This is a genomic window from Stenotrophomonas sp. YJH_SMC_37, from assembly GCF_059370035.1.
Map to the genome: position 1 here is coordinate 62,613 of NZ_JCAFTG010000005.1, position 12,675 is coordinate 75,287.

Annotated in this window: 9 protein-coding genes; 1 reads left to right on the plus strand and 8 read right to left on the minus strand. The window is 66.8% G+C overall.

All coding sequences use genetic code 11. From position 1 onward, the window contains the following. Positions 1 to 52 precede the first annotated feature (52 nt). From AC5P8J_RS09155 to gap, 8 genes are all read right to left on the minus strand, one after another. Positions 53 to 1,165 (minus strand): ABC transporter substrate-binding protein, encoded by a 1,113-nt coding sequence (locus AC5P8J_RS09155; RefSeq protein ID WP_495216766.1) that lies wholly within the window; start codon positions 1,163 to 1,165, stop codon positions 53 to 55. 129 nt (positions 1,166 to 1,294) lie between these two features. After that, complete coding sequence (locus tag AC5P8J_RS09160; RefSeq protein ID WP_019660018.1) at positions 1,295 to 2,299, minus strand: class I fructose-bisphosphate aldolase; 1,005 nt, start codon at positions 2,297 to 2,299, stop codon at positions 1,295 to 1,297. A gap of 161 nt (positions 2,300 to 2,460) precedes the next feature. Then, positions 2,461 to 3,927, minus strand: a complete 1,467-nt coding sequence (pyk, locus tag AC5P8J_RS09165; protein ID WP_495216767.1) for a pyruvate kinase — start codon at positions 3,925 to 3,927, stop codon at positions 2,461 to 2,463. Between the two features lie 210 nt (positions 3,928 to 4,137). Then, positions 4,138 to 4,791: an HAD hydrolase-like protein gene (locus tag AC5P8J_RS09170; RefSeq protein ID WP_495216768.1), complete on the minus strand. Its 654-nt coding sequence runs from the start codon at positions 4,789 to 4,791 to the stop codon at positions 4,138 to 4,140. Next, positions 4,788 to 5,963, minus strand: a complete 1,176-nt coding sequence (locus tag AC5P8J_RS09175) for a phosphoglycerate kinase (protein WP_171953518.1) — start codon at positions 5,961 to 5,963, stop codon at positions 4,788 to 4,790. Before AC5P8J_RS09175 ends, AC5P8J_RS09170 begins: the two co-directional genes overlap by 4 nt. Before the next feature lie 644 nt (positions 5,964 to 6,607). Continuing rightward, positions 6,608 to 7,984 carry a DUF3999 domain-containing protein gene (locus AC5P8J_RS09180; protein WP_155030036.1) on the minus strand — a complete coding sequence of 459 codons (1,377 nt, stop codon included), beginning with the start codon at positions 7,982 to 7,984 and terminating at the stop codon, positions 6,608 to 6,610. Then, the gene (locus tag AC5P8J_RS09185; protein WP_495216769.1) at positions 7,981 to 10,656 is read right to left on the minus strand and encodes a DUF2339 domain-containing protein; all 2,676 of its coding nucleotides are present in this window, start codon (positions 10,654 to 10,656) and stop codon (positions 7,981 to 7,983) included. Before AC5P8J_RS09185 ends, AC5P8J_RS09180 begins: the two co-directional genes overlap by 4 nt. Positions 10,657 to 10,781: 125 nt before the next feature. Beyond that, positions 10,782 to 11,786, minus strand: coding sequence for a type I glyceraldehyde-3-phosphate dehydrogenase (gene gap / locus AC5P8J_RS09190; RefSeq protein ID WP_313298707.1), 1,005 nt, complete (start codon positions 11,784 to 11,786; stop codon positions 10,782 to 10,784). Positions 11,787 to 11,978: 192 nt separating this feature from the next. On the opposite strand from gap, the gene AC5P8J_RS09195 reads away from it, so the two are divergent. Continuing rightward, on the plus strand, positions 11,979 to 12,608 hold the full coding sequence (locus AC5P8J_RS09195) for an OmpW/AlkL family protein (RefSeq protein WP_495216770.1): 630 nt from the start codon (positions 11,979 to 11,981) through the stop codon (positions 12,606 to 12,608). Positions 12,609 to 12,675: the final 67 nt, after the last annotated feature.

Genomic DNA, 12,675 nt, shown 5'->3' on the forward strand with positions numbered 1-12,675 from the left:
CGGCCTTTCCTGTTGCGCCGTTGTCCACACTCCCACGGAGTGTGGAACACGCTCAACGGCTGGCAGCTTCCACCGCGGCGGCATCATCGGCCGAAGCAGCAGCCCCATCGGCGCTGGCGCCGTCCACCTGCACACGCACTTCCACCATGCCCGCGCCGTTGCTGAGGCTGGACACCTCGACGGTGTAATGACCGGCAGGCAACGCTTCTTCCAGGCGTGCGTTGGTATCGTTGCCACCGTCATCGTCGGTCAGTTCGACATCGCCGCCAACCACGCGCAGCACGGTATCGACCTGGCCGGAGATTGCATCCAGCCGCACATTGGTCGGACGGTCCAGCGTCAGCAGGAAGCGGCGGACGCCATCGTTATCGAGCATCGTGTACACGCTGCCGGACTTCGGCAGTGCGGTGCCATCGCGATCGACCAGGTTGCCCGGCAGCTCGATCCGATTGGCCGACAAGGTGAACATGCCACTGACGCCGTCGCCGAGGCCACGCGCGGTCAGCGTGTACTTGCCCGGCTTCAGCGACAGGGTCAGGCGCGAGTTGGTGCTGTCCCCGCCGTCGTCATTCTCGGCATCCACGCCCTGCCCGGACAGCTTCAGCACCGGGTCGAAGGCGTCCGAGACCAGCCGGATCTCGTACAGGCCCGCCTTGTCCACCTGCAACGTGTAGTCCTGCGAGTTGCTGGCCAGCATATCGACGATCTCGCCACTGCCCGCCAGCGGCTTGCCGTCGTACGGCTTCAGCTTCTCGGCGCGAAGGCGATAAGGGCCGAACGCGGTCGGGCCATCGGCGTTGACTGCCACCTGGTAGGTACCACTGCCGTTGGCACGGAAAGCCAGCGAGACGTCCCCCTCGCGCTCATAGCCTGTGTTGCTGGTGGATACCAGGCTGCCGTTGTTGAACACCGCAATCGAGCCGCTGAGGGCACCAGTGAGCTTCAGGCCGACCAGATCCCTGTCTTCCAGCTTGATCTGGTAGAGCTGGTGATGGCTGCCGTCATTGAAGTTGATGCCGCTGCGCGAGGTGATCTCGCCGGAGACCGGCTTGTCGAAATCGAGCGACGCGGCCTTGCCTGCCTCGGCACCGCCGCCACCGATGCGGTTGCACCCGCCGGCGACCAGGACCGTGGCTACGGCCAGTGTGATTGCTGCCAAACGCATGTTGTTTCTCCTTGGCCTTCCATGTGGTTCCCACGCACCGGCCGGGCGCATGGGGGCGGAAAAGATACCCGCAAAAGCAAACGCCGGCGTGATGCCGGCGCTGCCTTGTTTATCCAGCGATGGGACGGATCACCCGTTCCACTTGCCCAGCGCGGCCAGGCCATTGTCCCTGGCGCGCTCGTACACGGTCTTCTGGGCAGCAGCGTAGTTGCCCTTCATGTCCTTGGCCCACAGCTTCAACGCGGCCTGCTGCATGGCACGGCCGTAGGAGAAGCTCAGCGGCCACGGCAGGTTGCCCAGCTGGTTCATCGCGTTCAGGTGCTCGGTGGACTGCTCGTCGCTCTGGCCACCGGACAGGAACACCACGCCCGGCAGGATGGCCGGCACGGTGCTCTTCAGGCACATCACGGTCGACTCGGCCACTTCCTCGACGTCGGCCTGCTCTTCACAGTCCTTGCCCGAGATGACCATCGAAGCCTTCAGGATGGTGCCTTCCAGCAGCACGTTCTGCTGGTACAGGGCGTCGAACAGCGAACGCAGGGTCGCTTCGGTGACTTCGTAGCAGGTCTCGATGTCGTGGTCGCCGTCCATGATCACTTCCGGCTCGACCATCGGCACCAGGCCGCATTCCTGGCACAGCGCTGCGTAGCGGGCCAGCGCATGGGCGTTGGACTCGATGCAGGTGCCCGACGGGATGCTCTCGCCGATGTTGATCACAGCACGCCACTTGGCAAACCGCGCGCCCAGCTTGTAGTACTCCTGCAGGCGCTCGCGCAGGCCATCCAGGCCTTCGGTCACCAGCTCGCCCGGGCAGCCGGCCAGCGGGTGCGCGCCCTTGTCCACCTTGATGCCCGGAATCATGCCGTGGTCGGCCATGTACTTGGCGAACGGCACGCCGTCCTTGGTCGACTGGCGGATGGTTTCGTCAAACAGGATGGCGCCGGAGATGTGCTCGTTGAGCTTCGGCGTGGTCAGCAGCAGTTCGCGGTAGGCACGACGGTTCTCCTCGGTGTTCTCGATACCGACGCCAGCGAAACGCTTGGCGATGGTAGCGGTGGATTCGTCGATCGCGATGATGCCCTTGCCCGGGGCAACCATGGCCTGGGCGGTTTCAGCCAGCTGTTCGATGCTCATGTACTTCCTGTGGCGGGTGCGGGAAAAACACAAGTATAGCCCCGCCGCCCGTTGCGCCGGCGTGCAGGCCAGAATGGAAACGATTCCAATGTCGGCGCAGGACAAGCGATGTCCTGCGGCACGGGGTCAGAGCCCTTGCGGGGATCCGACCCCGGCGGGCCTCAGAGGTCGCCCAGGCCGATGGCGCGGCCGTCCTCTCCCACTTCCAGCAGGCGCAGGGTATTGGTGGCACCGAGGGTTTCCATGTGCTCGCCACTGGTGAACACGACGCGGTCACCGGCCTGCAGCAGTTCGGCTTCCACCAGCAGGCGGATGCTGCCGCGCGCGGCTTCGCGCGGGGTCAGCCCGCGGCTGTCGAAGTTGATCGGGAACACATCGCGCATCAGGGCCATCTGGCGGCGCGCGCCGTCGTGGCGGGTGACTGCGAACACCGGCGCCTTGGCGCGGAACCGCGACAGGTAGCGGGCGGTGCCACCGGATTCGGTCATCGCCACGATCGCACGCACGCCCACGTGCTGCGACAGGAACATGGTGGCCATGGCAATCGCCTGGTCGGCACGTTCCAGATTACGCGGCGAGGCGTTGAAGTCGGTCTCGGTCTGGAACTGGCGCTCGGCACCCAGGCAGATACGCGCCATCGCTTCCACCGCCTTGACCGGCCAGGCACCGGCAGCGGTCTCGGCAGACAGCATCACCGCGTCGGTGCCATCGATGACCGAGTTGGCCACGTCCAGCACTTCGGCGCGGGTCGGGATCGGGCTTTCAACCATCGACTGCAGCATCTGCGTGGCGGTGATCACCACCTTGTTCTGCGCAAGCGAGGCCTTGATGATCTTCTTCTGCAGGCCGGGCAGCTCGGCATCGCCGATTTCCACGCCGAGGTCGCCACGGGCGACCATCACAACGTCACTGGCCTCGACGATCTCTTCCAGGTTCTCGATCGCCTCGGTGCGCTCGATCTTCGACACCAGCGCGGCATCGCAGCCGTGCGAGCGGGCGATCTCGCGCGCGTCGTTCATGTCCTGCGCGTTGCGGCAGAACGACACGGCGATGAAGTCGACACCGATCTTGGCGACGATGCCGATCAGTTCCTTGTCGCGCTCGGTCAGTGCGCCCAGCGAGAGGCCACCGCCCTGCTTGTTCAGTCCCTTGCGATCAGACAGCGCGCCGTCGTTGAGCACGGTGCTGATGATGCGCTCGCCCTGCACCTCCACCACCTGCAGCTGCATCAGGCCATCATCGAGCAGCAGGACATCGCCCGGGCCGACGTCCTGCGGCAGGCCGAGGTAGCTGACGCCCACCTGGGTCGCATCGCCGGGGCCGGCGTTGGTGCTGGCGATCAGGTCGAAGCGGTCACCCGCCTTGAGCTGCACCTTGCCTTCGGCGAAGCGCTCGATACGGATCTTCGGGCCCGGCAGGTCGGCCAGAATGCCCACTTCCACGCCCACGCGGGCAGCGGCGGCACGCACTTCGGCGGCACGCTTGGCCTGGCCGGAGGGGTCGCCATGGCTGAAGTTCAGGCGTACCACGTTGACGCCGGCGCGGAACAGATCCTCCAGCACGCCCGGCGGATCAGTGGCCGGACCGAGGGTGGCAAGGATCTTGGTGCGACGCTGACGCTCGAACATGGTGAATGGGCCTCTCCCGGTAAAGGACGGAAATTAGCACATCCTTCACGTCGCATGTATACGGTTACAGCCTTGTGCCGCTTGTCTTCGCGGGTCATGGAACGGACATCACCTGGACATACGCCGGCGCAGGCAGTTCTGTAGAGCCGAGCCCATGCTCGGCTGGGCATAGGCCGAAGCAGCCGAGCATGGGCTCGGCTCTACAGGAGCCTAGGCCAACAGCGTCGTCAGCTGCGCCGGCTCACGGGCCAGCTGACCCGCGCCGGCTTCGGTCAGTTCGGCCTCACCGCCAAAGCCCCACAGCACGCCCACACTGCGCAGGCCGTGGTGGCGCGCGCCTTCGATGTCCATGCGGCGGTCGCCGATCATCCAGCACTGCGCAGGCTGCACCTGCAGCCGACGCAACGCCTCGCCGACCAGTTCCGGCTTGTGGCTGCGCGAGCCGTCCAGGGTCGAACCGACGATCTCCTCGAACAGCCCGCCGAACGGCAGGTAAGCAAGGATGCGGCGCGCATGCGGCTCGTTCTTGGCCGTGACCACCGCCAGGCGGTGGCCGCGACCATGCAACGTGCGCAGGGTGTCCTCCACCTGCGGGTACACCGTGTGCTCGCGCCAGCCTTCGACATCGAAGCGCTCCCGGTAGTAGCCCACTGCCTGTTCCACCCGCGCCGGTTCACCGAACAGCGGCATGAAGGTGGTACGCAGCGACGGACCGATCCAGCCCCGCAGGGTGTCCTGCGGCGGCACCGGGTACTCCATCTTCTGCAGCGCATAGGCGATGCAGGCGGTGATGCCCACCTGCGAATCGATCAGCGTGCCGTCCAGGTCGAAGAACAGCACATCCTTGCCGCGCTCGCCACTCATGCGCCGCGCGCGTCGAGTGCGGCCACTGCAGGCAGGGTCTTGCCTTCCAGGAACTCCAGGAACGCACCACCACCAGTTGAGATGTAGCTGACGTCGCCGGCGATATCGAACTTGTCGACCGCGGCCAGGGTGTCCCCACCGCCGGCGATGGAGAACGCCCTCGAGCTGGCGATCGCGCGGGCCAGCGCTTCGGTGCCCTTGCTGAAGGCCTCGAACTCGAACACGCCGACCGGGCCGTTCCAGACCACGGTGCCGGCCTTCTCGATCAGCTGCGCGTACTGCGCGGCGGTCTGCGGGCCGATGTCCAGGATCAGGTCGTCTTCGGCAACGGCATCGACCGCCTTCACTTCCGCGGCAGCGTCGGGCAGGAACTGCTTGGCGGTGACCACGTCCACCGGCAACGGAATGTCGGCGCCACGCGCCTTCGCATCGGCCACGATCTTCTTCGCCGTGTCCAGCAGGTCCGGTTCATACAGCGACTTGCCGACGTTATGGCCAGCGGCAGCAATGAAAGTATTGGCGATGCCGCCACCCACGATCAGCTGATCGACCTTGCCGACCAGGTTGGCCAGCAGTTCCAGCTTGGTGCTGACCTTGCTGCCGGCGACGATGGCAAGCAACGGCTTGGCCGGTGCATCCAGCGCCTGCGCCAGCGCGTCCAGCTCGGCCATCAGCAGCGGGCCACCGGCCGCGACCGGTGCGAAGCGGATGACACCATGGGTGGAGGCCTGCGCACGGTGCGCGGTGCCGAAGGCATCCATCACGAACACATCGCATAGCGCCGCGTACTTCTTCGACAGGGCTTCATCGTCCTTGCCCTCGCCGACGTTCATGCGGCAATTTTCCAGCAGCACCAGCTGGCCCGGCTGCACCTCGACGCCGTCGACCCAGTCACGCACCAGCGGCACTTCGCGGCCGAGCAGCTCGGACAGGCGCGCAGCCACCGGGGCCAGTGAATCGGCTTCGCTCCACACGCCTTCCTTCGGGCGCCCCAGATGCGAGGTGACCATCACCGCCGCGCCCTGCTCCAGCGCACGCTTGAGCGTCGGCAGCGAAGCGGTGATGCGCTGTTCGGAAGTGATGCGGCCATTCTCGATCGGCACGTTCAGATCCTGGCGGATCAGCACGCGCTTGCCGGAGAGGTCGAGGTCGGTCATGCGGACGATGGACATGGGCAACTCTTTGGCTCAGGGACGGGATGCCGGGGTACGGCAGACGGCCATTGTATCGGGTGCGGGTGGTGGGAGGGTCGATGCCTGCGGCAGGCAGAGGCGCACGGCAACGGCAACAGCAACTGCCAAAGCGCTGACGCTTCATGATGCTGGGGGTGGGCCGGGGCGGTGTGGGCTGGCAGGGGGCGCCGTGAATCCGTCCATGGAGGCTTGGCAGCCGCATCCATGCGGCTGACACCCTGCCAACCCACACCGCCCCGGCCTCGACAGGTTCATGTGACGGAGCGGATGGCAAAGGCAAGAGCGGTTTCTGATGTCGGAGAAACTAATGTAGAGCCGAGCCCATGCTCGGCTGGGTCTACCGCGAGCAGCAGCCGAGCGTGGGCTCGGCTCTACAAGAAGCGCCCAGCGAAGCTGCTTTGCTTTTGCTCTTCTTTTTTCTCTTCCGTGGGTGGACGCAACCGGAAACTGTCAGAGGCCGGGCGGGGTGGGTTCACGGGGTGTCAGCCGCATGGATGCGGCTGCCAAGCCTACAAGGACGTACTTGCGGCGTCTCCCGCGAACCCACCCCGCCCGGCCAAGCACGGCTTTTGCTTTACGCGACCAACCGCCCACCCACGAGGGGCTGCGCCGTTCGCCGGAACCTACGCCGAAGGCGCCGGCTTCTGCCGAAGCAGGCTGACCGCCAGGCCGCCAACAACCAACACACCCAGCCCCAGCAGCGCCCACAGCAACCACGCCTTCCAATCGTGCTGAGGCTTCAGCGCCGCATCGCCGGCCAGCGGTTCCGGACTGCCTTCCAGGCGCGCCAGCGTCGGCTGCCACGACGGATCATTACGCTGCCGCAGTTCCTCGATCAGCACGCCGATCGGCGCTTCCATGCGGCGCGCGGTCGCGCTGCCCACTGCCAGTGCATATGGCGCTGCTCCCTGGCTCAGGAACACCAGCACTTCGGGTTGATAACCCAGGCGCAGGGTGGGTGCGGTTGCCGTTTCGGCGGGGTTCGCCACCAGCTTCCAGTAACGATCGCGGTGCACGCCGCCCAGCGGTTGCGCGGCCGATTGCTGCCGTTGGCCCTGCGCGCCCTGCTGCAGCTGATAGGCAATCCACGGCGCACTGCGCCGCTGCCACTCTGCACTCTCGTCATCGCGACTGAACAATGTCCACTGCACCAGGCTGTTGTCAGTGCTGGCCACGTCGGCACGCGCCGCCGGGAAGCGGCCATCCATCTCGAAGGTGTACTCGCCCTTGCCCTTCGAGGTCGGTGCCAGCGACAACCACTCCCATGGCAGTGTGGCCGGTGCCGGCGGCAGCTCGGCCAGTACGCTGCGCAACGTTGGCAGACGGGCATCGCCCTGCGCCAGCACGCGCAGATAGCGCGCTTCCCCATCCACCTGCAGGCGGCGCTGCAGCAGGCGCTTGCCGGCGCGCTGCAGGTCCACCAGCGGAATGTCGCGGCCAAGTGCACGCCAATGCTGCAGGTCGTCGCTGACGTCCAGCTGCACCTGAGCCTGCAACGGCTGGCCACTGTCGGCCCAATCCAGTACCAGCGCCGCCAGCGGCTGCTGGCCCAGCACACTGGCGTCGATCAGCCAGCCGCCCTGCCCGTTGGCCCTTGCACCGCCAGTCACACGTGCTTCCACGCGACGGACACGGCCATCGGTATCGCGCTCGGTCAGCAACTGCAGGTCGTTACGCTGTGCTTCGGCCAGCGGCGGCAACGCGAACCACGGCAGTTCCCGCTGCACCGGCGGTTGTGCCAGCGGCTGGTCCGGCGCGAGCAATGCCGACGGCAACGATTGGCCGGCGGCATTGAACACCTGCACGTCACCCAGGTCTGCGCTACCGGAGCGACGGTAGATCGCCGGTTCCAGCACGACACGGTAGGCACCCGATTGTGCGCTGGACAACGTCAGCGGCCACTGTTCGGCATACTGGGTACGGTAATCGGCAGCCTGTGCGGTGACGGCGGCCAGCATGCCGAACATCGCCGGCAGCAGCGCCCTGCTCCACGTCTTCATTGTTTTTCCTCCACGGTCGGCGCCGCGCTGGGCGGTGCCGGTGCCAGATAACCCACGACCGTGCACAGCAGGCCGTAGGCGATGAACGATGCAATGCCCAGCAGGTTGCCCAGGTGCTGGCGATCAACAATGACCAGTTTGGCCAGTACCACACCCATCAGCACGGCACCGACCATCCACAACACGCGCTGGCCGCGGCGCGAACCCCAGACCCAGGCGATCACGCCGAGCACGCTCCACAGCACGGTCAGGCTGGTCTGCGCCAGGCTGGAACGCATCATCGACGAACTCCACGACAGGCCGCCCCACTGATGCACGCCATGCAGCACCAGGCTGGTCAGCGCGACGAAGATGGCCAATGCCAACAGCGGCAGCCGGATCTTCACCAGTGCCTGCGGCGCCTGTCCGCGGTACAGCCACCGCGCCAGCAGCGCCAGGCTCAACCACTGCCCCAGCTCGGCCGGGTTCAACACCGGCAGCCACGGCAGCGGCGCTGCGTCACCCGGCAGCAACTGGCCGAACAGCCAGCCTGAGGACAGCAGGCCGAACAGCACGCACTGCAACGGCAGGCGCACGCTGTCGAAGGCAGCCCCCAGGGGCCACCGCAGTGCGTCCCAGCGCCACAACGACAGCGCCGCCATCAGCAGCCACGGCAGCGTGAACAGCAGCAGCGTCCAGCCCTGTGCCAGCCCGGCCTCGCCACCGCCCCACAGGGCCAGCAGCGAAAGCAGCGACGGCCACAGCAGCCACCACAGGAACTGCGCGATACGTGCCACGGTGTTGCCGCCCTGGCGCAGGCACAGCAACGTACGGACGCCCAGCGCCGCGAACACCGCCCAGGCCAGCGCGCCATAGCCGGCGAACGGCTGCTGGTGCGCATCGCTCTGCATCAGCGCCAGCGGGAAGCCCAGGGCCAGCATCGCCAGCGCGGTGACGCCCAGCGCGCGTGCCGGCTGGCGGCGCTGCACTTCAGCCGCCAGCCAGGCCGTGGCTGCGACCAGCACAAGCAGCGCGTCGGCCTGGGTGCGGTGCGGGAAGAAGCGGAAGATCTCGTGCACCAGACCGCCCAGCCACCACAGCAGACCCCACAGATAGTAGACCAGTGCGATCTCATGGCGCTCCCTGCGCTGGTAACTCCACGCCGACGCGAAGCCGGCAATGGCCAGCAGCAACGCGCCGATGGCGGTCGGGTTGAGCAGGACGCGTGCGTCGTCGAGCCAGTGGTCGGCGCCGGCCACAAAGGCGAACGCAGCACCGATCTGCAGCAACGCGCCGGACACCTGCGGCAGCCAGCGCTTCTGGCGCAGGCCCAGCCAGGCCAGGCCCGCACCTTCCAGTGCGAACACCGCGCCGGTGGCACGCGCAGACAATGCCAGCGGCACCGCCAGCGTGGCGAAGCCCACCGCCAGCACCGCATGCGACTGCGCCAGCACGGTGTAAGACGCGCGCGCGATCAGTGCCCGCGCCAGTACGGCGTAGATCGCCGCCAGGCCCAGCGCGCACAGCGCCAGCGTCATCGGCTGCTCGTGCAGCATGCCCGCCTGCATCGAGAAGGCAACCAGGGGCGTGCCGAACACCAGGCTGCCGTCGACCAGGTCACGTCGCCCGGCGGGCTGCCGGCGCGCGTACAGCAGCGGGATCAACAGGTAGAAGGCGAAGAACAGCAGCAGGAACGGCTCGGTGCTGCTGAACTTGTCCGGCGCGTACTGCAACACGCCCCAGAACGTACCGATGCCGAAGGTAAAAGCGAAGCCAAGCAGGTTCAGCGCACGCCACGGACGGAACCAGGCGATGGCGAAGATGCCAGCGTTGAGCACCGCGTAGTAGCTGAACAGCCCCACGTGGTTGCCACTGCCGGTGGACAGCCACAGCGGTGCCATGAAGCCGGCGAGGATGCCCAGCACCGCCAACGTGCGCGAGTTCTGCACCACCGCCAGCACGCACAGGCCGGCCACCAGCGCGATCGAACTGGCGAAGACAAACCCGGGGTTGAGCAGCTCGAACCGCTTGAACGCGGCGAAGATGGTCAACAGCAGCACGCCGATGGCACCGCCCTGCAGCGCCAGCGCGAACAGGCGCCGGCGCTCGCGCTGATGCCAGCCGAACGCCAACAGGCCCAGCGCACCCACCGTGACGCCGGCCAGGCGCAGCTCGATCGGCAACACCAGCCAGCCTTGGTCGCTGACGTACTTCAACAGCGCAGCAACACCGGCCAGCAGTACCAGCATGCCGATCTTGACCGGCACGTTGCCCTCGGTGAACCAACGCTTGACCGCGCCAATGCCGCGCTCGATGAAGTTGGGCAGTGCCGGTTCGGGGGGCAACGGCGGCTGCACCGGCGCGGGTGGCACCGGCGGTGGTGCGACCGGGCGCGGCGCCTCCACTGCCGCAGACACCGCTTCGCGCACCGGCGGTGGCGTTGGCTGGGGCGGAGGCGGTGCGGCAGCCGCCACCGGCCGCAGGAACGGCGGATCGACGCCGGCCACAGGCAGGGGCGCAGACCGTTCCGGCGCAGGCTCGGCTGCAACCGGCCGGGCGGCCGGCGCGGCAGCCATGGCGGCCTCCAGCGCGGCCACACGGCGGCGCAGGCCAGCAATCATCACCAGCGCCACCACCAGCAGCAGCGGGATGGCCAGCAGAACCAGTACCACCAGGGCTATGAGTGCTTCCATTGCATGCTTCCATTGCAATCCCGCGCCCCAGCGGCAGCGGTCGACCGGCCCATGCTACGACAGGGCTGGCCCCATAAACGACGAACCCCGGCCAGGCCGGGGTCCGCGTGCGATCTTCGCCGGCCTTACTTGGCGGCGACGACCTTGGCCATTTCCAGGCACTTGTTCGAGTAGCCCCACTCGTTGTCGTACCAGGTGACCAGCTTGACGAAGGTGCCGTCCAGGGCGATGCCGGCCTCGGCGTCGAACACCGAGGTGCAGGTCTCGCCGCGGAAATCGGTGGCCACGACCTTGTCTTCGGTGTAGCCCAGGATGCCCTTCAGCGGGCCTTCGCTCTGTGCCTTCACTTCGGCGCAGATCTCGGCGTAGGTGGCTTCCTTTTCCAGCTCGACGGTCAGGTCGACCACCGACACGTCGGAGGTCGGGACGCGGAAGCTCATGCCGGTCAGCTTCTTGTTCAGTTCCGGAATGACCACGCCGACGGCCTTTGCCGCACCGGTGGACGACGGAATGATGTTTTCCAGGATGCCACGGCCGCCGCGCCAGTCCTTGTTGGACGGGCCATCGACGGTCTTCTGGGTGGCGGTGGCCGCATGCACCGTGGTCATCAGGCCACGCTTGATGCCCCACTTGTCGTTGATGACCTTGGCCAGCGGGGCCAGGCAGTTGGTGGTGCACGACGCGTTGGAAATGATGGCCTGGCCGGCGTAGGTCTTGTCGTTCACGCCGAACACGAACATCGGCGTGTCGTCCTTCGACGGGGCCGACATGATGACCTTCTTCGCGCCGGCATCGATGTGCTTCTGCGCGGTTTCCTTGGTCAGGAACAGGCCGGTGGCTTCCAGCACCACGTCGGCGCCGACTTCGTCCCACTTCAGGTTGGCCGGGTCGCGTTCCTGGGTCAGGCGGATCTTCTTGCCGTTCACCAGCAGGTCGTTGCCCTGCACGGCCACGTCGGCCTTGAAGCGGCCGTGCACGGAGTCGTACTTGAGCATGTACGCCAGGTAATCCGGCTCCAGCAGATCGTTGATGGCCACGATTTCGATGTCGTCGCCGAAGTTCAGCACCGCCGAGCGCAGGACGTTACGCCCGATGCGACCGAAACCGTTGATACCAACCTTGATTGCCATGTTCTCAAGCTCCTGCGGCCGCGACGGGTGCGGCGGGATGGATAGGGCCCACAAGTCTAGCAAACCGGGGCTGGCCACCGTGGGCCAGCCCCCGCGCCAGAGGGCGGGCGGACAGGATTTGATCCGGATCAAAGCGTTAGCGCGGCGTGAGGCCGAGACTGTCGCCATCCACCCAGCAACGAGATCACCCCCATGCGCAAGACCTCCCCCCTGATCCTGGCCGGCCTGGCCGCTGCCCTGTCCCTCGCCGCCGCCCCGGCCATGGCCCAGTCCAAGCGTGACTGGACCGTCTCGGCCGGCGTCCACCAGGTGGCGCCGAAGTCGAACAACGGCTGGCTGGCCGGCCACACCCTGAAGGTCGACGTCGACAACGACGTCAAGCCGACCATCACCGGCGAGTACTTCATCGCCGACAACCTGGGCATCGAAGTGCTGGCCGCGCTGCCGTTCAAGCACGACATCAACATCAACGGCCTGGGCCGCGTGGGCAGCACCAAGCAGCTGCCGCCGGTGGTGACCCTGCAGTACCACTTCAACAGCAAGGGCAAGGTCTCGCCGTTCGTCGGCGCCGGCGTGAACTACACGACCTTCTTCAGCGAAGACACCACCGGCGCATTGGCCGGCAGCAAGCTGAAGCTGCAGGATTCGTGGGGCCTGGCCGCGCATGCCGGCATCGACTTCGCGATCGGCGAGAAGGGCGCCCTGCGCGTGGACATGCGCTGGATCGACATCGACAGCAAGGTGAAGTTGAACGGCGAGAAGATCGGCACAGTCAACATCGATCCGCTGGTCTACGGCGCGTCGTACGTCTTCAAGTTCTAAGCGTGTGCCGGGCGCGGGGGCTTCCCCCCGCTCCCCCGCTGAACGCAAAACCCTCGCAGCATGTTGC

What these genes read in the sequence shown, in the direction of transcription:
- AC5P8J_RS09155 (WP_495216766.1), bottom strand. Translation starts at nt 1,165, where the DNA reads ATGCGTTTGGCAGCAATCACACTGGCCGTAGCCACGGTCCTGGTCGCC.
- AC5P8J_RS09160 (WP_019660018.1), bottom strand. Translation starts at nt 2,299, where the DNA reads ATGAGCATCGAACAGCTGGCTGAAACCGCCCAGGCCATGGTTGCCCCG.
- pyk (WP_495216767.1), bottom strand. Translation starts at nt 3,927, where the DNA reads ATGTTCGAGCGTCAGCGTCGCACCAAGATCCTTGCCACCCTCGGTCCG.
- AC5P8J_RS09170 (WP_495216768.1), bottom strand. Translation starts at nt 4,791, where the DNA reads ATGAGTGGCGAGCGCGGCAAGGATGTGCTGTTCTTCGACCTGGACGGC.
- AC5P8J_RS09175 (WP_171953518.1), bottom strand. Translation starts at nt 5,963, where the DNA reads ATGTCCATCGTCCGCATGACCGACCTCGACCTCTCCGGCAAGCGCGTG.
- AC5P8J_RS09180 (WP_155030036.1), bottom strand. Translation starts at nt 7,984, where the DNA reads ATGAAGACGTGGAGCAGGGCGCTGCTGCCGGCGATGTTCGGCATGCTG.
- AC5P8J_RS09185 (WP_495216769.1), bottom strand. Translation starts at nt 10,656, where the DNA reads ATGGAAGCACTCATAGCCCTGGTGGTACTGGTTCTGCTGGCCATCCCG.
- gap (WP_313298707.1), bottom strand. Translation starts at nt 11,786, where the DNA reads ATGGCAATCAAGGTTGGTATCAACGGTTTCGGTCGCATCGGGCGTAAC.
- AC5P8J_RS09195 (WP_495216770.1), top strand. Translation starts at nt 11,979, where the DNA reads ATGCGCAAGACCTCCCCCCTGATCCTGGCCGGCCTGGCCGCTGCCCTG.